Annotated in this window: 21 protein-coding genes; 12 read left to right on the plus strand and 9 right to left on the minus strand. The window is 73.6% G+C overall.

What is annotated here, in order from left to right:
* Positions 1-516: 516 nt before the first annotated feature.
* From ACSRUE_RS16340 to pdxA, 3 genes are all read left to right on the plus strand, one after another.
* Positions 517-1,962 carry a TldD/PmbA family protein gene (locus ACSRUE_RS16340; RefSeq protein ID WP_437294273.1) on the plus strand — a complete coding sequence of 482 codons (1,446 nt, stop codon included), beginning with the start codon at positions 517-519 and terminating at the stop codon, positions 1,960-1,962.
* A gap of 203 nt (positions 1,963-2,165) precedes the next feature.
* The gene (locus ACSRUE_RS16345) at positions 2,166-3,008 is read left to right on the plus strand and encodes a winged helix-turn-helix domain-containing protein (RefSeq protein WP_441291803.1); all 843 of its coding nucleotides are present in this window, start codon (positions 2,166-2,168) and stop codon (positions 3,006-3,008) included.
* A complete protein-coding gene (gene pdxA, locus ACSRUE_RS16350) occupies positions 3,005-4,108 on the plus strand; it encodes a 4-hydroxythreonine-4-phosphate dehydrogenase PdxA (protein WP_441291804.1) in 1,104 nt (367 codons plus the stop codon). Before ACSRUE_RS16345 ends, pdxA begins: the two co-directional genes overlap by 4 nt.
* 38 nt (positions 4,109-4,146) lie before the next feature.
* On the opposite strand, the gene ACSRUE_RS16355 is transcribed toward pdxA, so the two are convergent.
* From ACSRUE_RS16355 to ACSRUE_RS16370, 4 genes are all read right to left on the minus strand, one after another.
* Complete coding sequence (locus ACSRUE_RS16355) at positions 4,147-5,142, minus strand: ketopantoate reductase family protein (protein ID WP_441291805.1); 996 nt, start codon at positions 5,140-5,142, stop codon at positions 4,147-4,149.
* A gap of 67 nt (positions 5,143-5,209) precedes the next feature.
* A complete protein-coding gene (gene dtd, locus ACSRUE_RS16360; protein ID WP_441291806.1) occupies positions 5,210-5,662 on the minus strand; it encodes a D-aminoacyl-tRNA deacylase in 453 nt (150 codons plus the stop codon).
* 2 nt (positions 5,663-5,664) lie between these two features.
* Positions 5,665-6,138, minus strand: a complete 474-nt coding sequence (locus ACSRUE_RS16365; protein ID WP_437324313.1) for a hypothetical protein — start codon at positions 6,136-6,138, stop codon at positions 5,665-5,667.
* Entirely contained in the window at positions 6,135-6,818 is a 684-nt protein-coding gene (locus tag ACSRUE_RS16370; RefSeq protein WP_441291807.1) for a hypothetical protein, read from the minus strand. Before ACSRUE_RS16370 ends, ACSRUE_RS16365 begins: the two co-directional genes overlap by 4 nt.
* A gap of 789 nt (positions 6,819-7,607) precedes the next feature.
* Between ACSRUE_RS16370 and ACSRUE_RS16375 the strand changes: the two genes are divergently transcribed.
* The 6 genes from ACSRUE_RS16375 to ACSRUE_RS16400 all read left to right on the plus strand — a co-directional run bounded on the left by ACSRUE_RS16375 (position 7,608) and on the right by ACSRUE_RS16400 (position 13,617).
* Positions 7,608-9,065 (plus strand): YcbK family protein, encoded by a 1,458-nt coding sequence (locus ACSRUE_RS16375; protein ID WP_441291808.1) that lies wholly within the window; start codon positions 7,608-7,610, stop codon positions 9,063-9,065.
* Positions 9,066-9,077: 12 nt separating this feature from the next.
* Positions 9,078-9,620 (plus strand): NUDIX hydrolase, encoded by a 543-nt coding sequence (locus tag ACSRUE_RS16380; RefSeq protein ID WP_441291809.1) that lies wholly within the window; start codon positions 9,078-9,080, stop codon positions 9,618-9,620.
* A gap of 301 nt (positions 9,621-9,921) precedes the next feature.
* Positions 9,922-11,034, plus strand: a complete 1,113-nt coding sequence (locus ACSRUE_RS16385; protein ID WP_441291810.1) for a serine hydrolase domain-containing protein — start codon at positions 9,922-9,924, stop codon at positions 11,032-11,034.
* A gap of 741 nt (positions 11,035-11,775) precedes the next feature.
* Positions 11,776-12,153 carry a hypothetical protein gene (locus tag ACSRUE_RS16390; RefSeq protein WP_441291811.1) on the plus strand — a complete coding sequence of 126 codons (378 nt, stop codon included), beginning with the start codon at positions 11,776-11,778 and terminating at the stop codon, positions 12,151-12,153.
* Positions 12,065-12,904: a Smr/MutS family protein gene (locus ACSRUE_RS16395; RefSeq protein ID WP_441291812.1), complete on the plus strand. Its 840-nt coding sequence runs from the start codon at positions 12,065-12,067 to the stop codon at positions 12,902-12,904. The genes ACSRUE_RS16390 and ACSRUE_RS16395 overlap by 89 nt, the downstream gene beginning before the upstream one ends.
* On the plus strand, positions 12,901-13,617 hold the full coding sequence (locus ACSRUE_RS16400) for a hypothetical protein (RefSeq protein WP_441291813.1): 717 nt from the start codon (positions 12,901-12,903) through the stop codon (positions 13,615-13,617). The genes ACSRUE_RS16395 and ACSRUE_RS16400 overlap by 4 nt, the downstream gene beginning before the upstream one ends.
* A 35-nt stretch (positions 13,618-13,652) precedes the next feature.
* Here the strand turns inward: ACSRUE_RS16400 and ACSRUE_RS16405 are convergent, their stop codons facing one another.
* Together ACSRUE_RS16405 and ACSRUE_RS16410 are read right to left on the minus strand one after the other, a co-directional pair.
* Positions 13,653-14,489 carry a hypothetical protein gene (locus ACSRUE_RS16405; protein ID WP_441291814.1) on the minus strand — a complete coding sequence of 279 codons (837 nt, stop codon included), beginning with the start codon at positions 14,487-14,489 and terminating at the stop codon, positions 13,653-13,655.
* A gap of 25 nt (positions 14,490-14,514) precedes the next feature.
* On the minus strand, positions 14,515-15,531 hold the full coding sequence (locus tag ACSRUE_RS16410; RefSeq protein WP_438032561.1) for an isocitrate/isopropylmalate dehydrogenase family protein: 1,017 nt from the start codon (positions 15,529-15,531) through the stop codon (positions 14,515-14,517).
* Positions 15,532-15,891: 360 nt separating this feature from the next.
* On the opposite strand from ACSRUE_RS16410, the gene ACSRUE_RS16415 reads away from it, so the two are divergent.
* Positions 15,892-16,716 carry an OmpA family protein gene (locus tag ACSRUE_RS16415; protein ID WP_441291815.1) on the plus strand — a complete coding sequence of 275 codons (825 nt, stop codon included), beginning with the start codon at positions 15,892-15,894 and terminating at the stop codon, positions 16,714-16,716.
* Between the two features lie 78 nt (positions 16,717-16,794).
* Here ACSRUE_RS16415 and ACSRUE_RS16420 read toward each other — a convergent pair whose 3' ends face one another.
* On the minus strand, positions 16,795-17,631 hold the full coding sequence (locus ACSRUE_RS16420; RefSeq protein ID WP_437765123.1) for an AraC family transcriptional regulator: 837 nt from the start codon (positions 17,629-17,631) through the stop codon (positions 16,795-16,797).
* Positions 17,632-17,707: 76 nt separating this feature from the next.
* Between ACSRUE_RS16420 and ACSRUE_RS16425 the strand changes: the two genes are divergently transcribed.
* Complete coding sequence (locus tag ACSRUE_RS16425; protein ID WP_441291816.1) at positions 17,708-18,490, plus strand: class I SAM-dependent methyltransferase; 783 nt, start codon at positions 17,708-17,710, stop codon at positions 18,488-18,490.
* 55 nt (positions 18,491-18,545) lie between these two features.
* Here the strand turns inward: ACSRUE_RS16425 and ACSRUE_RS16430 are convergent, their stop codons facing one another.
* Positions 18,546-20,012 (minus strand): hypothetical protein, encoded by a 1,467-nt coding sequence (locus ACSRUE_RS16430; RefSeq protein ID WP_441291817.1) that lies wholly within the window; start codon positions 20,010-20,012, stop codon positions 18,546-18,548.
* Between the two features lie 628 nt (positions 20,013-20,640).
* Positions 20,641-23,193, minus strand: coding sequence for an alpha/beta fold hydrolase (locus ACSRUE_RS16435; RefSeq protein ID WP_441291818.1), 2,553 nt, complete (start codon positions 23,191-23,193; stop codon positions 20,641-20,643).
* Positions 23,194-23,408: 215 nt separating this feature from the next.
* Between ACSRUE_RS16435 and ACSRUE_RS16440 the strand changes: the two genes are divergently transcribed.
* The gene (locus tag ACSRUE_RS16440; RefSeq protein WP_437765127.1) at positions 23,409-23,741 is read left to right on the plus strand and encodes a transcriptional regulator; all 333 of its coding nucleotides are present in this window, start codon (positions 23,409-23,411) and stop codon (positions 23,739-23,741) included.
* Positions 23,742-23,747 lie beyond the last annotated feature (6 nt).

Genomic DNA, 23,747 nt, shown 5'->3' on the forward strand with positions numbered 1-23,747 from the left:
ACCGCCTGGCGCGGTGGCCGCGAGCCCCCGCCCCGGTCGGACGCGGGCGGTCCGGTCGAGGCGCGTCGAAGAGCGCGCCCTACCCTGTAGGAACGCGCTGAACGGCCGGGGATTCGCGAAGATCGCGGGGAAGGTGGCGAGCGCCGCCATTCCCGCGAAGACAGCGTTAAGCCTAGCAGTCGAGCGGCCTTGTTGCACATTTCGTGCGATCTTCTACGACCCGCCGACCCGCGGCCGCTTCGCTGGAGGTCGCGCGACCCCGCGATCGCCGGATGCGCCTGGTACGCCTGGTACGCCTGGTACGCCTGGTACGCCTGGTACGCCTGGTACCCATCGCGCGCGGGTGATGTACGCGCGCCGCGCCGGCGATGTACGCGCGCCGCGCCGGATGAAAGGGCAGGGGGTAGGTCGCGAGCTCGGCCGTCGCCGGGGGCGAGCGCGGGCGCCGGCGGGAGGGCGCTCCGGAGCGCCGCCGTTTCTCGACCGTCACGGCGAATGGACCTAGAGTTGGGCACCATGTCGCGCAGCCAGGCCTACCGTGCCCCGTTCGCTCCTGGAGAGGAAAATGCCGTCGATGCCGCGCTTTGCGAGCGGCTCCTCTCGGTCGCCCTGTCCAAGGGTGGTGATTACGCTGACCTCTTCTTCGAGTACCGCGCCGGAGGCGGGTTCACCTTCGACGAAGGGATCCTCAAGGCGGCCTCGCGCGGGGTGTCGATGGGGGTCGGCGTCCGCGTCCAGCGAGGCGACGCGACCGGGTACGCGTACACGGAGGACCTCACCTGGGAGGCGATGCGCCGCGCGGCCGAGACGGCGGCGCAGATCGCGACGGGCTCGGGCGGCAAGGAGAAGATCGAGCTCAGGCGCCGCGAGCTGCCGACCCGCTACGAGCTGCCCAGCATCTCGCTCGACGCCCCCGGGCTCGCGAAGCGCGCGCTGCTCGAGCGCGCGAGCGCCGCGGCGCTCGCCTACGATCCCAGCATCGTCAAGGCGGAGGCGAGCTTCGTCGAGGAGGTGCGCGAGGTCCTCGTGGCCACGAGCGACGGGCGGATGGCGCACGACGTCCAGCCGCTCATCCGCTTCGGCGTGCGGGCGCTCGCCGAGCGCAGCGGAAAGCGCCAGGAAGGCTCGAGCGGCGGCGGCGGGCGCATGACGACGGCCTACTTCGAGGGCAAGTCGCCGGAGTGGCACGCCGAGGAGGCCGCGCGGCAGGCGGTCGCGATGCTCGACGCCCGCGACGCGCCCGCCGGCGAGATGAACGTCGTGCTCGCCCCGGGCGACAGCGGCATCCTGCTCCACGAGGCGGTGGGGCACGGGCTCGAGGCGGACTTCAACCGCAAGGGGACCAGCAACTACGCGGGTCAGATCGGCAAGGACGTCGCGAGCCCGCTCTGCACCGTGGTGGACGACGCGACGCTCCTCCAGTCGCGCGGCACGATCAACGTGGACGACGAGGGCCACGAGCCCGAGCGCAGCACGCTTATCGAGAACGGCAAGCTCGTCGGGTACATGCACGACCGGCTCTCGGCCCGGCACTTCGGGCTCACGCCGACCGGCAACGGGCGGCGCGAGAGCTTCGCCGCCGCGCCGATGCCCAGGATGACGAACACCATCCTGCTCGCGGGCCCCCATGATCCCGAGGAGATCGTGAGGTCCGTGAAGCGAGGCGTCTTCGCGAAGAAGTTCGGCGGCGGCCAGGTCGACATCTCGAACGGCGATTTCGTGTTCTCGCTGACCGAGAGCTACCTCATCGAGGACGGCAAGCTGACCGCGCCCCTCAAGGGCGTGAACCTCATCGGCAACGGCCCCGAGGTGCTCCGGCGCGTCACCATGCTCGGCCACGACGTCGCCGTCTCCGACGGCATCTGGACGTGCGGCAAGGACGGACAGAGCGTCCCCGTGGGTGTGGGCTGCCCCACAATCAAGATCGATCTCATCACGGTCGGCGGAACGCGGATCGGCTGATTTTCAAGACTGGAACGTCAGGCGGAAGGTAAGCCCCGCAGCGGTGTTGGTGGGTTTAGCGCGGTGCGTCTTGCCGGCCCGTCGTGACACCCGTATACGGGGCGTTCATGGCGCGTCGCTCGTTCATAGCCATCGTTGGACACGGACCGGATCTGGAGCGCGACGAGGGTGCCGCATCGGTCTTGCGCTCGCTGGGCGCTGACGTGCGAACCCTGGATCTCTGGGACGATCCCCCGCGGCTCTTCCACGACGACGAGAGCAAGGCGCGGGCGATCGTCGTCGAGGCGCTCGACAGGCCGGACCTGGCCGCCGCGGCGCTGCGCGCGCTGCGCCGCGAGCCGCGCCTCGAGGAGGTCGGCGCGCTGGTCGCCGTGAGCGTCGCGCAGATCGCGCGGATCGAGCCGTCCAGCGGCTTCGACGACTTCCTGCTCGTGCCGTACGTGCCGGCCGAGCTCTACGCGCGCGTGCGCCTCGTCGAGTGGCGCCGCAGCGAGTTCGCGACCGAGGAGCGGGTGAAGGTGGGCGCGATCGTCATCGATCGCGCGGCCCACGACGTCTCGGTCGGCGGCATGCACGTGCCGCTCACCGCGAAGGAGTTCGCGCTGCTCTCGTACGTGTGCGAGCGCCGCGGAAAAGTTGTGTCGCGGACAGAGCTTCTCCGCCGTGTCTGGGGCAGCCAGTACGAGGGCGGCGCGCGGACCGTCGACATCCACGTGAGGCGTCTCAGGGCGAAGCTCGGCGCGGCGCTGCCGCTCGTCACGCTGCGCGGGGCCGGGTACCGCCTCGAGTCGCCGAGCCCCGGCGCCGGTGGTCCCGAGGGCGGCGATGCGAGCAGGGCGCTCCAGCGGAGCGGGGCCGGCGAGGAGGCCCAGGGCGACGAGCGCGGGGAGCTGCGCGACGAGGACGAGGACGAGGACGAGGACAGCGACGACGAAGGCGACGAGGACGAGGGCGACGAGGAGGAGGACGCGCAAGCCAAGCGGCGAGCGGCGCCCTCGGCGAGTGACGCCGCGCCGCCCGGGCGCGAGCGGCGCATCACCCGATGACGCCGCCGGTTCGCCGCGGCGGCGCGCGAGCGACCGCCGCCGGTGCGGCGCGCGGCGGCGGTCGCTCGCGCCCCGCCGGGCCGCCGATCGTCGCGATCAGCGTCGGGTGCCCCAGCGGGGTGGGCCCCGAGGTGGCCGTGGCCGGCGCGGCGTCCGTCGAGGGCGCGCGCTGCGTGCTCGTCGGCGATGAGGCGATCATCCGGCGGGCAGCGAGGCTCGTCCGGGTCGCGGCCCGGCGGCTCGTCGTCGTCGATGGGCGCGCCGCCATCGAGGAGCTCGCGCCCGGCGCGATCGGGCTCTGGGCGGGCAGCGCGCGGCTCTCGCGGCCGAGCGCGTTCGGCCGGCCCGAGGCCGAGGACGGCGCGGCGCAGCTCGCGTGGATCGACGCGGCGACGGATCTGGTCCGCGAAGGCGTCGCTGCGGCACTGGTCACGGGGCCCGCGTCGAAGCACGCGATCGCCACGAGCGGCGCGCCGGGGTCCGCGGACTTCCTCGGGCACACCGAGCACCTGGGCCGGCGGCTCCGCGCGCGCGAGGTCACGATGGCCTTCGCCTCGGGCAAGCTCGTGACCGCCCTCGTGACGACCCACCTGCCGCTGCGCGAGGTGCCGGAGGCGGTGAGCCCGCGCGAGGTGGCGCGCGCCGCGGTGTGGCTCGCGCGGCTGCTCGGCGATCTCGGCCGCGAGAGGCCGCGCGTGGCCGTGGCCGCGCTCAACCCGCACGCAGGCGAAGGCGGGCTCCTCGGCGACGAAGAGCAGGTGCGGATCACGCCGGGGATCCGCCTCGCGGCGCGGCGGCTTTCGCGCTCGGGCCCGGCGGCGGAGCTGACCGGGCCCGTCGGCGCGGAGACGGCGTTCCGGCTCGCGGCGCGCGGCGCGCTCGACGGGGTCGTCGCCATGTACCACGACCAGGCGACGATCCCGAGCAAGCTCCTGGGCTTCGGCGAGGCCGTGAACGTCACGCTCGGCCTGCCGATCGTGCGCACGAGCGTCGACCATGGCACCGCGTACGATCTCGCGGGAACGGGGCGCGCCGACCCGCGCGGCATGCGCGAGGCGATCGCGCTCGCGGCGCAGCTCGCGGCCGCGCGCGCGCGCTGACGCAGCGACGCGCCAAGCCGCGCGCGGGAAGCCGCGGCTCAGCGCGCCCGTGGGCGGCCGCCGAGGTGCGCGAGCAGCCGCTCGAGCGCCGGCATGCTCACGCCGCGCTCTCGGCCCATCTCGAGGACGGCGGCGCCCATCGCGAGGTGCTGCGCGTGGAGCTTGGGGCCGAAATGCACGTCGAGGAACCGCAAGAACTCCGGGGCCAGCAGGCGCACGAGCGCGATGCCCGGCTTCAGCGTGAGCGGCCCGATGCACCGGAGGAGGAGCTTCGTCCACGGGGCCACCTTGCCCAGCCGGTCCGCGAGCGCCACGGACTCCCTCGTGGCCTCGATCACGGTGCGGAGCACGCCGTCGTTCTCGAGGAGGGCGCTCGCCCCGCCGCCCGCGTCGATGGCGACGATGAGCGGGAAGAACGCGGTCGTGGTGGCCACGTTCTGCGCGCCCACGTCGGGCTCGAGCCGCGCCGGGACACCGGCGCTCGTGAGGCGGCGCGCGAGCTCCTCGAGCGGCGGTCGCTCCGCGGGGGCGCCTCCCTCTTCGTCGATGAGCGTGGGCGCGAGCTCGGTGATCCAGGCGCGGACCACGCCGCGCTCGTCGAGGTAGCCCGAGACGCCCGGCATCGCGGGGGTGATGCGGCGCTGGGCGGCCTCCTCGAGGTCGGCGCGCTGCCTTGGCAGGAGCGGCGTGAGCACCACGGCGGGCGCGGCCGGGGGGGCGCCGCGGAGCAGATCCGCCACCGACCTGCCGCCCGCCGCGCGCTGCGCGGCGCCGCCGAGGTCAGCGCGCGGGACGAGCTGATCGAAGCGCACGGTGATCAGGACGACGTCCGCGTCGGCCGGGATCTCGGTCGCGAGGCGCGGGCGATCGAGCGTGTCGCGCCGATCGGCGCCGTTCACCTGCTCGACCACGAACGGCCGTACGTCGCCGGCGCGCTCGGGCCGGACCACGAACGTGACGTCGTCTCCCTGGGCGGCGAGGCGCACGCCGTAGACCCGCCCGAGCGCCCCCGCGCCCACGATGGTGACCCGCATGGCTCTCCCGTAGCCTGCGCGGCGCTCGGAGAGAAGGGGGCCGTCGCCGCCGATCGCGGCCGATCCCTCAGAACGTCCGCTTCGAATCGATGAGGATGGTGACCGGGCCGTCGTTCTCGACGAACACGCGCATGTCGGCGCGGAAGCGGCCCGTGGCCACCGCGAGGCCGCGGGCCCGCAAGGCGGCCACGAAGCGATCGTACAGCGCCTCGGCGCGCACGGGCTCCATGGCGCCGTCGAAGCTCGGCCTCAGGCCGCGCCGGACGTCCCCGAAGAGCGTGAACTGGCTGATCGCGAGCACGCCGCCGCCGCGCACGTCCGCGAGCGCCCGCGACATCTTGCCGGCGTCGTCGCTGAACACGCGGAGGCCCGCGATCTTGCTCGCGACGTGGTCGGCGTCGGCGTCGGCGTCGTCCTTCGCGGCGCCGACGAAGGCCACGAGGCCGCGCTCGATCGCGCCGACCACCTGGCCTCCGACCTCGACGCGCGCGCCGAGCGCGCGTTGAACGACCGCGCGCATCGCTAGCGCTGCGCGGCCGCGCTTCGACTCGGCGCGGCGGCGGGCTCCGCCCCGGTGCCCGCGCTCAGCCCGAGCTCGCGCATCAGCTTGGCCGTGAGCTTGAAGTAGGTGCCGCGATCGTACGGCTGGTTGAGGATGTGGAAGTCCTTCCGGACGAGCCCCACGCAGCCGAAGCAGTAGGTGCAGCCGGTGCAGTCGACCGAGCGCACGAGGTACGACGACTGCGTGCACCGCTCGGACGCGACGCAGTGGCTGCACGCGATGAGATCGCGGCAGCCGCGGCAGTGCGTGCTGTCCGAGGAGCGCTGGGTGTCGACGCAGTAGTGGCACCGCTGCAGCGCCTTCGAGTTGCGGCAGAACGTGCAGTCGACGCAGCGCTCGCACGACACGCACGCGACGCACCGCTCGTTGCCGGTGCCCGTCTCGAACGTCTGGATCAGCTTGCGGAGCTCGGCCTCGAATTCCGCGCGCGTCATTCCGCCTCGCCGCTCGCTTCGGAGATGTCGCCGCCCGCGCCGCGCCGGGGCGCGCCGTCCGCGGCCGGGGCCTCGGGCCTGCCGCTCACCTGGCGGCGCAGCCGCTCGGCGGCCTCGCGCGTCGCGGGCTCCTCCGCGAACTCCTCGATGCGGCGGAGCCGCGACTCGAGCACGGCGCGCCGCTTCGGCAGCTCGCCGACGAGGATGCCCGCGAGCTCGTCGATCGCCTCCTGGATGCGCTGCTCGTCGCTGTGCTCGAGCAGCTGCAGGTACACGTCCTGCTCCGCGGGGAAGGTGTGGCCGGCGCGGAGGAACTCGTTCGCGGCCTTGGAGATGTTGGGCCGGCCCGACGCGCAGAGCAGCTTCGACAGGAGCCGCTGGCGCTCGATGGCCTTCGGGTCGCTCTGCGGAGGCGGCGCGAGGACGATGCGCCCCGGCGCCTTGGACGCGGCGTCGCGTCCGGACTTGACGCGCCCGCCCTTGCTGTCCTCTGCCTCCGGCTCCTTGCGCGGAGAGAACAGCGCCTCGAGCGCGGCGCGGTGTTGCTTGGCTGCCCGCCGGTCCTCGCCGCTCTGCGTCGGACGCGGCAGCCCCGCGCTGTTCGGCTGACCACGGCCATAGGCCGTGTGGAGCTCGGGATTGTGCCAGACCTTGGTTGCGTCTCTACGAATTCGCCGCATGTCGTGCCCCTGGTGACCTCGGAGCGATCATGGACGCGCCACCAGGTTCGGCTTCCGCATCCCGCGTGTGGCGCCCCGCTTGCATCGATGTTGTGGTGAATGAGGCTGGTGCGTGTTGGGCCGGGCGCTTCCCCCGCGATCCGCGATGGCCCGGACGATGTTGCGCAAGGGACGCGACGCCTATCTCCGCGCTGATCACGCTGGCTGCGTTGATCGTGAAGGTAGGGCCACGCCGCAGTGCATGGTGCGCCAGGCGATACCTGACCGCGGACCGCGTGACGAGGGGCTCTGCCCCCATGCACCCCGGAGCCGCGCTCACGACCCGACCGCGGTCGCGAGGCAGCTGGGTTCCTACCACAGCCTTTGGTCAGCGCCGCAGAAAATTGGGCTGCCCTCCGCACTTCATGCCATTCCTGTCCTCAGGGTTCGGTCCCTTCTGAGCTTGCCTTCCAAGTCTCCCTTCGGAGGTTGCCTTCCGAGCTTGCGAGCTTCCGCGAGGGGCGTCTCGGAGACGCTGTTTCGAGGTTGCCGGTCTCGTCCCAGGTCGATTCAAGAAGCGGACCGCTGACTGCCCTTCCCAATCCCACATCCTGCGGACGGGCGGCGACGCCGTGTCTGGGAGATCCGCTCCTTGACGGATGGCACTCGCACCCGACCCGACTGGAGCTTTCCATGATGAGCCTTCGATCCGTGAGCAGTGAAGGCGCGGCGCCGCGGGACGCAGGGGGAGCTGTGCGCAGGGGAGAGCCGCGTGCGCGCCTGAGGCGTGCTCGCGCGGCCGCGCTCTCGGTGCTGGTGAGCATCGCGGTGCCGGCGATCCTGGCGGGGCCCGTCTGCGCGGAGCCGCTGCCCAGGGCGCACGCCGCTGCCGGGAGGTCCGGGGAATCGAGGGAAGAGAAGAGCGAGCAAACCCGTCGGGATCGGGCGCCGGCGAGCCCCGCAGGCGTGGAGCAAGCTCCGCGAACGAAGACGCGGGAGAGCTCGCCCGATCGTCGCGCGAAGAGCGCCGCGGCGGCGACCGGTGACGAGAAGACGAGCGGGGCGGGGGGCCGGAACCGGAAGGGGAAGGCCCGTACCCGCAGGGAGGCGCCGCACGCGGCTGCAGCCGCGGAGGAAAACGCGGGCGGCTCGGCGAAGGCGGGCGGCGGGAAAAAGGGGGTCGCCAAGAAGAAGGCGGGCGGCGAGAGGAAGAAGGAGAAGAGGCGGGCGGCGCGCACGGCCGAGAGCAAGCGGCGCGGGGCGAAGAAGGGGGTGGAGCGGGAGGCGCCTCCGAAGCCGTGCCACGGACCGGTGCTCTCGATGGATCGCAGCGGGCTGGAGCCCGAGCGCCTCGAGCTGGTCGACTGCAAGGGGAAGCCGCGCGAGGAGGCCCGGCGTGCCCTCTCCTTGCTTGCGCGCCCGTGGGGCACGCCGCGGCCGATCCTGTCCGACGAGGGCGCGCCCGCGCGGAAGCCAGAAGCGGCGAGCCGCAAGGGGCGGCGCGCCGGCGATGCGCCGCGCGCCGCCGGGGGCAGGGCGAGCGGGGCGCAGGCAGGGGAGATCGCGCCCGGGGTGCGGCTGCTCGACCCCGGGCTGCTCTCCCGCATCGACGCGCTGGCGCGGCGGTACCCGGGCCGGCTCGTGTCGCTCGTGAGCGGGTACCGGCCGCAGAGCCAGGGCAGCCTGCACCAGACGGGCCGGGCGCTCGATCTGCGTATCGCCGGGGTGCGGAACGACGAGCTCGCAGCCGCCTGCCGCGCGCTCGCCGACACGGGCTGCGGGTACTATCCGAACAGCTCGTTCGTGCACGTCGACGTGCGCGCGCCAGGGACGGGGAGCGTCTCGTGGATCGATGCGTCCGGACCCGGCGAGGCACCCCGCTATGTGACCGCGTGGCCGCCGCCGCAGGACGAAGGGCGAGGGGCGACCGAGCGGATGCCCGGCGAGGACGCGGAGGAGGTGCTCCGGCGGGAGCGCGGCGAGAAGGAGAAGTCCGCGAGCGCGGCGCCGGAGAAGATGGCGGGCCCTGCGTCGGACAAGGTGAGCGCGGCGCCGGAGACGGCGGCGAGCGCGGCGCCGGAGAAGGCGAGCGCGACGCCGGAGAAGGCGGGAGCGTCGGAGACGGCGAGCGCGACGCAGGAGAAGGTGGGAGCGTCGGAGACGGCGAGCACGACGCCGGAGAAGGCGGGAGCGGTGCCGGAGAAGACAGGAGCGGTGCCGGAGAAGACAGGAGCGGTGACGGAGAAGGCGGCGAGAGGCACGCCGTAGTAGTGAGGCGGGATGGGTATCACGATTCCTCGCCGGCACGCCTCGGCGCTCGCCGGTACGTTCGGTCCGCTCGCGATCCATCGCCATGAAATCATGGCCGCGGGCGCGTCTTATCCCGCCTTCACGCTGGAGCTCGCCGACTGGATCTCGGTGGCCGCGATCACGGATGAAGGTCAGTTCGTCCTGGTGCGGCAGTACCGGCACGGGGTCGACGCGGTGACCATCGAGACGGCTGGCGGCCTCGTCGATCCAGGGGAAGAGCCGGCGGCCGCCGCGCCGCGCGAGCTCCTGGAGGAGACGGGGTATGCCGTGGAGTCGCTCGAGACGCTCGGGTGGGTGCACCCGAATCCTGCGCTCCAGGCGAACCGCTGCTTCCTCTACCTGGCGCGCGGCGCGCGGCGGGTCGGCGAGCCCGAGGGCGACGAGCACGAGAGCACCGAACCGGTCGTGATGAGCGCAGACGATGTGAGGGCGGCGATGCAGGACGGCCGGATCAGCCACTCGATCGCCGTGATCACCCTGCTGCGGGCGCTCGCCGTCGCGCGTGATTCGTGAGAACGGCCTGTCTGCCGACTCACGCGATAAGCTGCATTATCGACGCCCTGCGTGAGCGAGAGCGCTCGCGTCCTTGCGGGCCGGTTGACACGGTCGGACCCGTCGCTTCTTGATGCCCGTCCTTCGCGGGGCGCCCCTGGAGATCGGGAGCGGCGCGGCGGAGCGCAGCAATGGACCTCACGGCGAAGCCATGGAGACCCGATTGATGAGCCGTGTTCTTCGGCCGACCGCTTTCTTCTGTTCTTGTACTGGCGTTGTCCTGCTCGCGGGGTGCACGAGCTCCACGCCCGCTCCGCTCGACATGGTGGCCACCACGGACGACGAGGGCCGTGGGAGCGTCGGAGTCGGGAGCGCCGCCGCTGGACCTGGAGGCTCAGACCCTGCGCCGCGCGCCGGCTGTGACGAGCTCTCGGTCGAGCTCCAGAGTGCGCTCGACGCGGCCGTGGAAGCGCAGCGGCTCCCCGGCGCGGCCGCCGCCGTGCATCTCGGCGGGTGCAGCTGGCTCGGCGCCGCGGGGGTCGCGGACACCGAGGCCGACGTGGCCATTCAGCCCGGCGATCTCTTCCGCGCAGGGAGCATCACGAAGACCTTCGTCGCCACGCTGGCGCTGATGCTCCGCGCGGAAGGCCGGCTGTCGCTCGACGACGCCGTCTCGGCGTACGTCGGCGGTGTCCCCCGCGGAGAGCAGATCTCCGTGCGACAGATCCTGAACCACACGAGCGGCGTCGTCGACTACACGGCGCTCGACGAGTTCTGGACGGCGGCCTTCGACGACCCGACGCGCACGTGGACACCCGCGGAGCTCATCGAGCTCGCGGCGTCGAAGCCGCCGTATTTCGAGCCAGGGCGCGGCTTCGCCTACTCCAACACGAACTACATCATCGCCGGCCTGATCGTCGAAGCGGCCTCGGGAGAGCCCATCGGCGAGCTGCTCCGCGCTCGCGTCCTCGAGCCGGCGGGGCTCGCGCACACCTACCTCGACGGCGCCGAGGAGGCCCTGCCCGGCCTCGTGCACGGTTACGGGCGGAGCCGAGGGGAGCTCGTCGAGATGACCTCCGCGATCGACGCGTCCGCGGCCGGCGCGGCGGGCGCGCTGGTCTCGACCACGGGCGACCTCACGCGCTTCTACCGCAAGGTGCTCGACGGCACGCTGCTCGGCCCCGCCGAGATCGAAGAGATGACCGCGTGGGTCGACGCGCCCCTCGGCGAGGTCACCGGGTACGGCCTCGGGCTGTCGCGCCGGGAATCTCCGCTCGGCGTCCAGGTCGGTCACGACGGCGGTATCTGGGGCTTCACGTCGTCGTCTTATTACGCGGTCGACAAGGATGCTTCTATCACCGTGCTCGTCAATCTCGACGGCGGCGATGTCGGCAGGATCGTCGATGATCTGTCGAATGTCCTGATCACGCCCTGAGCCGGGAAGGGGGCCGTCGCGTCGATATCGACGCGTACGCGCGCAGGCCGGTACCGGCCGCTGTCCGCCGCGCGCACACGCGACGCCCCGCGGCGTGCGAGGCGAGCGCGCGGCGCCGATCCACGGTTATCAGGAACCCGCGCCGCCGTGCGTGGCACAAGCGGTCCGCCGCGAACGGGCCTCACGCTTGCATCGCCATGGACGCAGCCCGCACGGGATGACGCCCGGCAAGACGCTCGCATCGCGAAAGGATTCCGTGATGAAGCTGATGAAAGCGCTCGGGGTCCTGGCGCTGTCCGGAATGGCGCTCGGCACCGCGCAGATGGCTGCTGCGGGGAGCACGACGCCCATCCAAGATCTCGTGCTCGTCGAGGAGACAACGAGCGCGGACTTCCCCGGCGCCAGGATTCCCCCGGACGATGCCCCATATCATGGGAATTTCCGGCCGTTCAGGCCCTTCGGGCCGCACAGGCCGTATGGGCATTTCCGGCCGTTCAGGCCCTTCAGGCCGTATGGGCATCTCCGGCCGTTCAGGCCCTTCAGGCCGTACGGGGGCTTCTCTCCCTACGGGCAGCCCCGTGACCCCGGGCGATCCGAGGCAACGCCGGCAGAGGACCGCCCCGGGCCGATCATGCGCCTCGGAGAGCCTCGCTGACCTCGATCCGGAGCGGCGCCGGGGGCGGGTGGGTCCCCGTTCCTCGCGCCGCGGCGCGCCCGGCCCGATGGCGTATGCTGCGCCCGATGCGCTCTCACGACGCGGGCCGCCCAGGCGCCCCGCCCGCCGCCCCCTCGCCCGCCCAGCTCTTCCACCGCATCTTCGCGCTGCTCGCCGCCATGGAGGGAGCGCAGAGGGCCAAGGTCATCGACCTCGCGCGGCGCCTCATCCCGACGCTCACGGCCGAGGACATCCGCAACCCGCACGACTTCCCCGGCCTCGACGACCCCGACTGGCACTTCGAGGACGGGCAGCTCGCCGGCATCGAAGCCGTCCGGTTTGCACTCCGCGGCCTCGCGAGCGATGTTCTGGGGGATGGCGAAGGGCGCGAAGCGCGAGAGAGACACGAGAACGACGGCCAGCCCGGAGCGAGCCGCGAAGGCGGCGGCGCGCAAGGCGAATGAGGCGTTTTATCAGCCGTTCTCCACGCTCCGGCAGCTGAACAAGGCCAAGCCGGCGCCCGAGGCGAGGCCCAAGGCGACGGCGGCCTCGACCGAGGCGAGGCCCAAGGCGACGGTGGCCTCGACCGAGGCGAAGCCCAAGGCGAGATCGCCCGCGCCCCCGGGCGCAGGCGCGGCGCCGCGGGCAGGCGCCGAGCCGGCGCCGCGGCCCGTCGACCCCGAGACCTTCGCCATCTACATGGCGGGCGTCCGCGTGCTCGAGGATCGCGCGACCCGGATCCCGGTCACCGCCAGCCGCGTCGAGCGGGCCGCGCTCCCGACGATCGCGTTCGATCCGGACGAGGACGCGCGCTCGCGCATGCGCTCGCTCGTCATCGAGGGGATCAAGTTCGAGACCACGGACGACAGCGAGCGCATCGAGGGCCGGCGCCTCGACGTCGATCCGCGCGAGCTCAGGCGGCTCCGCCGCGCCCGCTACGCCGTCGACGGCACCCTCGATCTGCACGGCCTGAGGCTCGAGGCGGCGCGCGAGGCCGTCGAGGCGTTCGTCTGCAAGCGCCAGCGCGACGGCGACCGCGTCGTCGCCATCGTCCACGGCAAGGGCAACCACTCGCCCGGCGGCCACGCCGTGCTCCGCGGCGAGATCGCCGCCTGGCTGAGCAACGGCCGCGTCGCCCGCCACGTCGCCGCCTTCGCGACGGCCCCGGACGCGGAGGGCGGCGCAGGCGCGTTGCTCGTCCTGCTCACGCGATGAGGCCGGAGCCGCGCGCCGAGCCCGAAGGAGCGCCGGGGAACGGGCCGCAGCCGAAGGCGCGCGCGCCGCGCCGCGCCCTCGCGCCGGCCGCCGCGCTGCTCGCCCTGATACCCGCGTGCGCGCCGGCCCCGGCCGCGCCGCCCGGGCCGCCGAGGCCCGCGCCGCCCGCGCAGGCGGCGTCGACGCTCGGCGACGGCGAGCTCGGAGAATACCGCTCGGATCGCTTCGATCTCCGGCTCCCCCTGCCCGACGCGCGCGGCTTCCGCGTCGAGGACGGCGAGGGCCCCTGGCTCGTCGCGACCCACGCCGCGTCGTCGACGTCGCTGCTCGTGCGCACCTGGCGCGAGGACGGCCGCGCGAGCCGCGCGGCGTGCGAGGCGCGCGCGCGGCTCTGGCGCGATCTGCCGCGCCCCGTAGACGGCCTCACCGCCGTCGAGCGCCGGATCGACGTGCCGGAGGGGTTCGACACGGTCGTGGCGATCGGCGTCGCCGACACGCACTCATCGCCGCGAGCGCCGATCGACGGCTTCGCGGTCGCCTTCGGCGGCTCCGGCCGGCGCTGCTTCGCCTTCGTCGCGGAGACGCGCGCCGCGGGGCCCTCGGCGGAGCAGCTCGTGGCGGAGCGGCTCGCCGCGGTGGTCGAGATCTCGCTCGGCGGCCTCCGCCTGCTGCGCGAGATCGCGCCCGCCGTGCCGCGCGAGCCGCCGCCGTGAGCGGCCGCCGTGCGCCGCCGCGGTGAGCCGCCGGTTCAGCGGTAGACGCCGCCCCGCGCGCGGGATTCGAGCGCCGCGGCGAGCTCCTCCTCGCCGATCGACCAGGCCTCGGCCGACAGCGCGCGCGCCTCGACGGGCTGGAGCGCCTCCAGCGCGTGCGGCGCGAAGCGCAGCCGCGACAGCGACAGGAGGCGCTCGAGCGCCTCGGACGCCACGCCGCCCTGGAGCTCCTGCCGCCACGCGCGATCGATCGCCTCGAGCCGCGCGGGGCTCTTCCACGCGTCGGCGATCACCACGCGGCCGAGCCGCGCGTCGATGGCGTCGATCCCCGTGGGCAGCGCGACGATCGCCTGCTGCGCCGCGCGCGCCGGGTCGCCGAGGCCCAGCGAGAGCAGCGCGCGGGCCGCTTCGAGCAGCCGCGCCTCGTCGGGCCGGAGCGCGGCCCGATCGACCGACGGGAGCCGCTCCAGCGCGGCCGCGTAGCGCTCGCGGCGCGCGTCGTCGATCACCGCGGCCAGCGCGCGCAGGACCCTCGCCGTCGGGGGCGAGAACCACGGATCCGCGCCGGCGCGCGGGCGCTGCGCCGGGTCCTCGAGGTCGAGCGCGGCGGCGCGCCACACGGACGCGCGCGCGTCGAGGACGGCGCGCGTCGCCTTCACCGCGAGCGCGAAGAACAGGGCGGCCGGGAGCAGGCCCTTCACGCCCCAGATCTCGCTGAGGAAGTAGCTCGCCGCGACGAGCGACGAGAGCGCGAGGAAGAGCAGCAGCCGCCGCCGGCGCCTCGCGTCGTCGCCCGCGGCGCCGGCAGCCCCGTCCGTCGCGCCGACGAGCTCGGCGCACCACTCGAGCAGCCACGTGAAGGCGGATCCCACGTCTGCGGGATCAGGATGCCCTCCGCTAGGCCTCCGCGCGAGGCCTTTCGATCTCCGCGCAGAGCGCCCGGGTGAAGTCGCTCGTGCTCGCGGCGCCGCCAAGGTCGCGCGTGCGCACCTCGCCGGCCCGGTAGAGCGTCGTCAGCGCCCGCTCGATCCGATCGCCCGCGTCGTGCTCGCCGAGGTGCCGCAGCATCATCACGGCGCTCTGCACGAGCGCCGTCGGGTTCGCGTAGCCCTTGCCCGCGATGTCCGGCGCCGACCCGTGCACCGCCTCGAAGACCGCCGCGTCGTCGCCGATGTTCGCGCCGGGCACGATCCCGAGCCCGCCGACCAGGCCGGCCCCGAGGTCCGAGAGGATGTCGCCGTAGAGGTTCTCCGTCACGATCACGCCGAGCCGGTTCGGATCGCGGACCATCGTCATGGCCGCCGCGTCGACGATCATCTCGCCGAGCTGGATCTCGGGGTGCCCCACGGCCACCCGCCGCGCGCAGTCGAGCGCGAGGCCGTCGGAGATCTTCATGATGTTCGCCTTGTGGACGATCGTCACCTTGCTCCGGCCGTGCTTCTTCGCGTACCGGAACGCGAACTCCGCGATGCGCGTCGAGCCCCGCTCGGTCGTGAGCTTGATGCTCTGGGCCACGCCGGGCAGGATCATGAGCTCGAGCCCGGCGTAGAGCCCCTCGGTGTTCTCGCGCACGATGACCATGTCGACGTCGAACCGCGGGTCGACGCCCGGCAGGCTGCGGATCGGCCGCACGTTCGCGTAGAGGTCGAGCGTCTGCCGGAGCGTGACGTTGACCGAGCGGAACCCGCCCCCGATCGGCGTCGTCACCGGGCCTTTCAGGGCGATCCGGTTCTTCCGCACGGCGTCGATCACGGGGAGGGGGAGCGGCGAGCCCGTCAGCTTCGCGACCTCGATGCCCGCGTGGTGGATCTCCCAGTCGACGGCGACGCCGGCGGCGGAGACCACATCCTGAGTCGCCGTCACGACCTCCGGGCCGATGCCGTCGCCCGGGATCAGCGTGATGCGATAGGCCATGGGCCGTCCCATTAGCAGGTGCGCAGGCGGGAACAACGGACAAGCGCGCCTGTGTTGCGATGGCGCAACCACGCGCCGCGTCAGCGCGCCGCGCCTGGCGGAAGCGGGGACGGGGCCCGGCGACGGCGAGAGGCGCGCGAGGCGGCGGGTCGGGCGGCTCGATACGGCCTTTTACAATCGCGCGCGACCTCGGTAGGGTACGCGTCCGCACGGCCTGACAGGCCGCTGTCCCCTGGAACCGGGCGCGGGCCGGGCCATCGGCCCCAGCTCATGTTCACCAACTAGAGTGTAAGGAGCGTGCTCATGCACCCTCGTGTCTTGAAAGGTCGCAGAACCGCTTTCGCGGCCTTCCTGCCTGCCGTGATCGCGTCGTCCTCGCTGGGGTGCGGCTACTCCGAGGAGGAGTGGAAGGCCCAGCTCGACAAGTACAACCGCCTTCAGAGCCAGCACCAGACCACGGAGGGCCGCCTCGCCCAGACGCAGCAGGAGCTCGAGGCGGCCCAGGCGAGGGTCGCGGAGCTGACGAAGCAGCTGGAGGCGGCCGGCATCGACATCAGCAAGCTGAACGAGAACCTCCAGGCGACGAGCACGCAGGTGTCGCAGCTGAGCTCGACGCTGGAGGAGCGCGAGAAGGCGCTCGCGGAGTTCAAGGCCCGCGCCCGCCAGCTGGAGGCGATCAAGGCGCGGTTCGAGACGCTCAAGAAGAAGCTGGACGAGCTCACGAAGCTCGGCCTGGCGGTGAACATCCGGAACAACCGGATGGTCATCTCGCTGCCGGGCGACGTCCTCTTCGACTCCGGGCGCGAGTCGCTGAAGAAGGAGGGCAAGGAGATCCTCCTCAAGGTCGCGACGGTCGTCAAGAACGACAAGTCGCTGCTCCAGCGCGACTACCAGGTCGCCGGCCACACGGACAACAAGCCGCTCGCGGGCGGCCAGTTCCGCGACAACTGGGGCCTGTCGCTGATGCGCGCCCGCGAGGTGCTCGTGTTCCTCGTCAGCCCGGCCGACGTCAAGGGCGGCGGGGGCGCGCTCCCCGTCGCGAACTGGAGCGCGGCGGGCTTCGCGGACACCGATCCGGTCGCGACCAACGACACCGACGAGGGCCGGCAGAAGAACCGCCGCTGCGACCTCATCGTGGTCCCGAGCGTCGAAGAGATGCTCGACCTCCGGGCGATCACGCAGTAGCCCTCGACCTCGCGGCGCGCGCCGCCGTCCGCGGCGCGCTCTTCGACGATCGCGTCCGCGCCGTCAGGTCCGCTCAGGTCAGCTCGTGTGTCCACCGCCCGGCGATGGTCGGGCGGCCCTGCGAAACTCGCTCGGCGTCTGGCCGGTGACGGCGCGGAACGCGGCGGCGAACGCGCCGAGGCTCTGAAAGCCGACGTCCAGCGCGACCTGCGTGACGCTGGCGCTCGGGCTGGAGAGCAGGTCGATCGCCCGGAGCACGCGCGCGCGCGTGACGAAGCCGCGCCACGTGACGCCGGTCTCCTCGCGGAACCGCCGCCGCAGCGTGCGCTCGGTCGCCCCTGCGAACGCGGCGGCCCGCGGGAGATCGGCGCTGGAGACGTCGCGCAGCGCGCACTCGATCGCGCGCTGCACCGGCCGCGTCTTGCCGCGGGGCAGCCGGTACGTGGCGCCGCGATCGAGGAGCGGGCCGATGATATCCGCCATCGCCGCGAAGAACGTGTTGGCCGCGGCGTCGTCCGGACGCCGCGCGACCGGCCAGCGGCGCGCGTAGATGACCATCTCGCGCAGGAGCGCGGGGATCTCGAAGATCCTCACCGCCGCGAGGGGGGAAGGGAACGCGGCGGGCTCGAAATAGATCGAGACGATGGACGCGTCGCGGCAGGTGGTGGCGTGCCGCTCGCCCGCGGGGATGAGCGCGGCGAGCTGCGGGGGGAGCAGGAAGGACGCGTCCTCGACCTCGAGGCGCGCCGTGCCGGCCAGAGGGCAGAGCAGCTGGTGCCGCGCGTGGGTGTGCCAGCCGTACACGGCTCCCGGCAGCTCGTCTTCGTAGGAGAACGCGCGCGCGCCGGCATGATCGAGCCCGAGGCGCGCGAGGTGCTCGGTGGTCTCCGTCGGGGTCAGGACGCGGGCTTGCAAGGCGTGGCCTCTCGGCGGTGATCTTTGTCCGATCGCCGGCAGCCGTAAAGCCGGAGCGCGTCCATCTTCGAGCGCCATGAAGCAAGCGGCTCCCGCGGCGCACGATGCGTTGATACAGGAACAGTTCACCCGCCAGGCCAGGCCGTTCGCCGAGGTCCGGGCCCACTCGGCGGAATCCGCCATGGGGCTGCTGCTCGACGCGCTCGCCCCGGCGCCGAGCGACGCGGCCCTCGACGTGGCCTGCGGGCCGGGGATCGTCGCCTGCGCGCTGGCCCAGCGCGTGGCGAGCGTGCGGGGGCTCGACATCGTCCCGGCGATGCTGGACGAGGCGCGGAAGAGGCAGGCGAGCCTCGGCCTCTCCAACGTCACCTGGGAGCTCGGCGACGCGAGCCGGCTGCCCTATCCGGACGAGAGCTATCGCCTGGTCACGACGCGCTACAGCTTCCATCACCTGCTGGAGCCGCTCGTGACGCTGCGCGAGATGGCCCGCGTGTGCCAGAGGAGCGGGCGAGTCGCCGTGATCGACGTGGCGCCGGCCGAGGACAAGCGGGCGGCGTACGACGCCGCCGAGAAGATCCGCGATCCGTCGCACGCGAGCGCGCTCACCGAGCGCGAGCTCGACGCCCTGTTCGACGCGGCGGGGCTGGAGATCGAGACGACGACGCGGTACCGGCTCGAGGTGGAGCTCGAGGCCACGCTCCGGGCCTCCTTCCCGGAGCCCGGCGGAGCGGACCGGCTCCGGGCCCTCTACCGCGCCGACGTCGGCGTCGACGCGCTCGGCGTGGGCGCGGAGCTCCGGGGGGACGAGGTCCACTTCGCCTATCCGATCGTCATCCTGGTGGGCCGGAAGCGCGGCTGAGCCGAGAGGCACCTTCTGCCCGGCGACTCGACTCGAGGCGCCAGGGCTCCGCAGCTCAGGGGAGCGCCGCGGCCGGGCACGAGGGATCGGTCGTCGCCTCGACGTCGTCCACGTGCAAGGCCTCGTCGTCGAGCGGCGCATCGCAGGTGCCGCTGGCTCTTATCTTGAAAGAGATCGGCTGAGGCATGCCCGCCGTGCGCGGATCCAGGCAGATCGTCTGTTGCGTCCAGCGCTCGCTGGCAGCGAGGGCGCCTCCTGGCATCGAGGAGGCGGTCGCTGCGAGGAGGTGGCTCGTGCGGTACCAGAACTTCAGCGCCGGACCGGCGGTCCCCTGAGGCTCGGGGACGGTGAACACGGTGGAGGCCGAGGGCTCGCGGCACGGCTTTCGCACGGACAGCGAGAGCGAGACGTCGCCGGCGTGCGCGGCCGCCGCGTCGACCGCGAGCCTGGCGCTGCCGCGCGCAGGGTCCTCCGCGTTGAGGACCCATGTCGGCGAGAGGCCCGCGTCCGCGCCGGGGTTCTCGAAGCCGGGGTCGAAGAGCGGCGCGTCCCCGGGGCAGCGGTCGTCGGAGACGATGGCGAGATCATCCACCGTGAAATCCCGCTTGTTCTCCTCCATGCACGGCTGGCTGTGCCGGTTCCGGAACGCGAACGCGAGGCGGTGCGCCATGCCGAGCGCCCACCGGGGCAAGCAGGCATGCGAGACCTGCGCCTCGCCCGTGCCCGTCAGGGCCGTCAGCCGGTGCGTGCTCAGCATCACGTCGACGATCGCCCCCGGGCTGCCACGGCTCCAGATGCGGAGCGCCGGGCTCGGCAGCGCGGCGGACGGCAAGGGCGCCGAGAGCGTGCCCTCGAGCGAGGGAACCTGGCAGAAGAGCGTGGTGGCGAGATGTCCGCCCTTGCCGCCGCCCTGGCCCAGGCCGCCCTCGATCTCGGAGACGCCGCCCTCGGGGGTCGCCTTCCAGCCGGCGGCGCCTGCTTCGAAGTCGCCGTTCAGCACCTGGCCAGGCGGCGGGCACTCGTTCATTTCATCAGGCCGAAGGGCGACGTCATCGAACGTCAGCGTGAAGTCCTGTCCGGTGTCCTCATCGCACAGGGGAGAACGCCGGGCGGGCCCGAGGAGCAGCTCGATCGGCCTGCCGTAGGCGCGCTCTCCCAGGCACACCCGTTGCGGGGAAAAAGACGAAGAGGGCATGAGATCGAGGTCGGTGATCCCTCCGTCGATCCGGACCCCGACCCCCGGCGGGCCGAGGCAGTCCATCGCGAGCTCGCAGCCGACGCGCGCGGCGAACGTGAGGAGGAGCGGCCCGGCGCACGCGAGGTCCGGCATCGAGAGGCGCTGATAGAAGCCCGCCATCTGGCACACCGCGTCTCTCCCGATGATGCCGGCCCCGGGGTTGCCGTTGCCCTCGACCTCGGGGGAGACGAGCGCTGCCCCCGTGGTGCCCCACGTATCCGAGCGCTGGAATGAGGGGTCCTCCGGGCCTCCCCGCCAGTCGCAGTCGCAGTCGCCGTCGACCATCGGATCATCATCGGCGCTGGCACACTCCGAAACAACACATACGCTGTCTGCGCAGCGGAGCCCGCCGTCGCACTGGCCCAGAGGCCCACACGGACAGCCTTCCTCACCAGGAGGGCAGTCGGCGCCCCCGCCCGCCGCGCTCCCGGCGCTGCCGTCGCCTCCCGCCCCGCCTGCGCCGGCCGCGCCTGCCGCTGCGCCGGCAGAGCCCTGCTCCGTCCCGGAGCAAGCGCTCGCGAATGCGCCAAGCACGGCAGCGATACAGCAGGTCAGCGGGCGCGACCATCCCATCATCAATTCAAGCTAGCGGGGGAATCACGAGATCGCAAGGTAGACAGGATGTTTCCTTTTTCCTGGAGAGACATCGAGATAAGGAGAACTCTCAAGTCGTATCGGGCGAAGCCGGAGACGCGGACGTCCGCACGCTGAACTCGGGCTCATCAGCTCATCGGCGCATCGTGGCGCGGGCAAACATCGGTTGAGGAAGCGATGCGAGCGCGAGCGTCCGAGAGGCGGGCGCGCGTCTGACGGCCCGCGCGGCTCGTCGTGCGAGCGCAGGCGGTGTCCACGAGAGCTCCGCGGCGCGAGCCGGGCGACGACGCGCCGCGTGCTTGGCCCCGCGCCGAGCGCGTCAGCCGCCGGAGGCGGCGCCGAGCGCCGCGGAGGGCACGAGGCTCGAGACGGGGGTCCCCCCGGCATCCGCGCCAAGGAAGGCCCGCAGCTCGGCGAGCAGCGGACCTGACTCGCCGATGAAGGGGAGGTGATCGTCGCCCGGCAGCTCGACGTGGCGCGCGCCGCGGATGCGGCCGGCGAGGTCGCGCCCGGCCGCCGCCGGGACGGCCCGATCGCCCGCCCGGTGCAGCACGAGCGTCGGGGCGCTCACCCGGCCCAGCGCGGGCCGGACGTCGGCCGCCGCGTGTGCCCGGAGCATGCGCGCCGCCCCGCCAGGGCTCGCGCCGTGGCGCAGGTACGCGGCCCAGAAGCGCCGGAACGCGCCGTCATCCGCCGCGGACGGGGCCAGGCGATCGAGGAAGAGCGGCTCGCCCCAGCCGCTCCGCAGCGCGCGCTCGGCCTCCTCGGCGTCCTCGCCGGCGAGCCCGAAGAGGCACCCCGGCCAGGCAGACATCTGCGCCGCGCTCCCGAGCGCGATCAGGGCGCGCGCCCGCGCCGGGTGCGCCGCCGCGAGCAGCGCGCACGGCGCGAAGCCGGCGCCGACGCCGAGGAGCGCGGCGCGCGCCACGCCGGCCGCGTCCAGCACCGCCAGCAGATCCTCCGCCTGCTGCTCGGCCGGAGCGCCCGCGCCCTCGCGCTCGCTCATCCCGGTGCCGCGCTGGTCGAGCACGATGAGCCGCGCCCACGCGCCGAGCTCGGCGAAGAACCGGGAGATGTGCGCGCCCTCCCACGCGGCCTCCACGTGCGTCACCCACCCCTGGACCAGCACCAGATCGATCGGCCCGGCGCCCGCGGTCCTGTAGGCCAGGCTCGCGTCGGCGCTCGTGGCCAAGCGGGTCTCCGCGGCGGGCAGGCGCGCGGGCGCCCGCGTGGAGGAGACCACCCCCTCCCGCGCGGCCTCGAGCCCGCGCCGCATCGCCTCGGCGACCTGCGCGTACGCGCCCGCCCAGGCCCGCGCGGCGGCGGGCGACCAAGCGTCCCCTTCGAGCTCCTCGAGCGCCTCGAGCAGCGCGCGGCCCATGGCGTCGAGATGCTCGGGCAACGCGGCGTACGCCGCGTGGCGGCGACCGAGCGCCTCGAGCATCTCGACCAGCTTGTCCGGCGCGCGCAGGTTGTCGACCACGAGCTGCAGCGCCGCGGCGAGCTTGCGCCGCTGCTCGCGCATGTCCGGCGGGAACAGCGCCCGGAGCGCCGGCTCGCGGGCGAAGAGCCGCTCGTAGAAGCGCGTCACGAGCGCCTCGGCGCGCGGGGCGAGGCGCTCGAACGAGGCGCGCACGACGTCCGCGCCCGCGTCCTGCGCGCTCGCGGGGGACGACGCGGAGCGGACGATCTGGAACGCCCGGCAGAGCGCCTCGGTCTCCTCGAGCGCGGCCTGCACCTCCTCGGCCGACGCGAAGCGCGCCTCCGGCTCGCGCAGGACGCAGCGATCGATGACGGCCGCGAGCATCTCCGGGATGTCGGGGCAGAGCGAGCGCAGCGGCGGGAGCGCCCGCGCCGTCACCCAGCTGGCGATCGCGTGCACATCGAGCCCCGCGTGAGGCAGCCGGCCCGCGCACAGCTCGTAGAAGACCAGCCCGAGCGCGTAGACGTCGGAGCGGGGCGTGCCGGCGGTGCCCGCCCAGAGCTCGGGCGCGAGGTAGAGCGGCGTGCCCATCATCGTGCCGCCGTCGGTCAGGCTCGCGGTCTCGAGCGTGCCGACCGCGTCGAGCGCCACCGGGATCGCGGTCGTCAGGGCGGACATGTCCGTGAGCGCCCACGGCGCGGGCGCGACGGCGGAATTCGGCGCGGCGCGATGGCCCGCGTCGACGGCGGGGGCGCCGGGCCGGTCGGCGAGCTTGGCGAGGCCGAAGTCGAGCAGCTTCACCTCGCCGCTCGCGTCGAGCATCACGTTCGCCGGCTTGATGTCGCGGTGGAGGACGCCTCGCCGGTGCGCCGCGGCGAGCCCGCGCGCGAGGCCGAGCGCGAGGCGCAGCGCGGCGGGCCACGGGAGCGGCTTCGGGAGCAGCTCGAGCGGCTCGCCCTCGACGAACTCGTAGGCGATGTACGGCCGCCCGCGCACCTCGCCGATCCGGTAGACGGCGACGACGTTGGGGTGCTGGAGGCGCGCGATCGCGCGGGCCTCGACGCGCAGCCGCTCGATGGTCCTGGGATCGGGGCTGTCCGCCGCGACGAACTTGAGCGCGACGGGCCGGTCGAGGACCTCGTCGTGGGCGAGGTACACCTGCCCCATGCCCCCGCGGCCGAGCGGCCGCACCACGCGGTAGTCATCGAAGGCCGAGGGCGGCGCCCACGAGAGCGGGGGCGACGGCGGCCGCTCGCTCTCGCCGAAGCGCTGGTGCGTCGCGTGGAGGAAGAGCGGCGCCCCGAGGTCGCTCTCGCTCGGGCGCGTCGAGAGCCGCGCGCGACAGCCGTCGCAGCCGGCCACGTGCCCGCGGATGCTCGCCGCGTCGTCGTGCGGGAAGTTGCCCGCGAGCCAGGCGGCCAGGGCGTCGTCGGACGGGCACGGGATCATGCGCTGCTGTTCTCCGGAGCGGCATTGTCCGTGCGCGCTGTGGACAGCGCAATGGCCGCGCGGTCTGTGCCGCGCTGCGCTGCCCCGCCGCCGTGAGAGGCAGCACCTGTGCGCCTGCCCTGGCCGTGCGGTGCTGGAGCGCGCCGCGAGCCCAGCGCGCGAGCGCGCTCGCGCGCTGGACCGGCGCCGCCGCGGTGTCACGCTCACGGAGCGCGATGAGCGACCCGAAGCCACCGCCGAGCCCAGCGCCCCGGTCGGAGACGGTGCGGCAGGCGCTCCTGGAGGAGCTCCGCAGGGGAGCGGCGACCGCGTGGGAGCTCTCCACCCGCCTCGGGATGCGGGAGCGCGAGGTGGCGCCGCACCTCGAGCACCTCGCGCGCTCGTTGCGCGCGCGCGGCGAGCGGCTCTCGGTCGCGCCGGCGCGCTGCCTGCGCTGCGGCTACGCGTTCGACGAGCGGCGGTCGCTCGCGAAGCCGAGCCGCTGCCCGGCGTGCCGGGGGGAGCGCATCGAGGCGCCGCGGTTCCGGATCGACGCGGGCGAAGGGTGAGGCTCC

It is taken from the genome of Sorangium sp. KYC3313 (assembly GCF_052075895.1).
In the GTDB taxonomy this organism is placed as follows: domain Bacteria; phylum Myxococcota_A; class Polyangia; order Polyangiales; family Polyangiaceae; genus Sorangium; species Sorangium cellulosum_B.

Bases quoted from the DNA above. Each gene is read 5' to 3' on its own strand.
- ACSRUE_RS16390 (WP_441291811.1), top strand. From the start codon at position 11,776: ATGCGCTCTCACGACGCGGGCCGCCCAGGCGCCCCGCCCGCCGCCCCC.
- ACSRUE_RS16440 (WP_437765127.1), top strand. From the start codon at position 23,409: ATGAGCGACCCGAAGCCACCGCCGAGCCCAGCGCCCCGGTCGGAGACG.
- dtd (WP_441291806.1), bottom strand. From the start codon at position 5,662: ATGCGCGCGGTCGTTCAACGCGCGCTCGGCGCGCGCGTCGAGGTCGGA.
- ACSRUE_RS16385 (WP_441291810.1), top strand. From the start codon at position 9,922: ATGGTGGCCACCACGGACGACGAGGGCCGTGGGAGCGTCGGAGTCGGG.
- ACSRUE_RS16380 (WP_441291809.1), top strand. From the start codon at position 9,078: ATGGGTATCACGATTCCTCGCCGGCACGCCTCGGCGCTCGCCGGTACG.
- ACSRUE_RS16400 (WP_441291813.1), top strand. From the start codon at position 12,901: ATGAGGCCGGAGCCGCGCGCCGAGCCCGAAGGAGCGCCGGGGAACGGG.
- ACSRUE_RS16340 (WP_437294273.1), top strand. From the start codon at position 517: ATGTCGCGCAGCCAGGCCTACCGTGCCCCGTTCGCTCCTGGAGAGGAA.
- ACSRUE_RS16365 (WP_437324313.1), bottom strand. From the start codon at position 6,138: ATGACGCGCGCGGAATTCGAGGCCGAGCTCCGCAAGCTGATCCAGACG.
- pdxA (WP_441291804.1), top strand. From the start codon at position 3,005: ATGACGCCGCCGGTTCGCCGCGGCGGCGCGCGAGCGACCGCCGCCGGT.
- ACSRUE_RS16430 (WP_441291817.1), bottom strand. From the start codon at position 20,012: ATGGTCGACGGCGACTGCGACTGCGACTGGCGGGGAGGCCCGGAGGAC.
- ACSRUE_RS16435 (WP_441291818.1), bottom strand. From the start codon at position 23,193: ATGATCCCGTGCCCGTCCGACGACGCCCTGGCCGCCTGGCTCGCGGGC.
- ACSRUE_RS16410 (WP_438032561.1), bottom strand. From the start codon at position 15,531: ATGGCCTATCGCATCACGCTGATCCCGGGCGACGGCATCGGCCCGGAG.
- ACSRUE_RS16355 (WP_441291805.1), bottom strand. From the start codon at position 5,142: ATGCGGGTCACCATCGTGGGCGCGGGGGCGCTCGGGCGGGTCTACGGC.
- ACSRUE_RS16395 (WP_441291812.1), top strand. From the start codon at position 12,065: ATGGCGAAGGGCGCGAAGCGCGAGAGAGACACGAGAACGACGGCCAGC.
- ACSRUE_RS16425 (WP_441291816.1), top strand. From the start codon at position 17,708: ATGAAGCAAGCGGCTCCCGCGGCGCACGATGCGTTGATACAGGAACAG.
- ACSRUE_RS16370 (WP_441291807.1), bottom strand. From the start codon at position 6,818: ATGCGGCGAATTCGTAGAGACGCAACCAAGGTCTGGCACAATCCCGAG.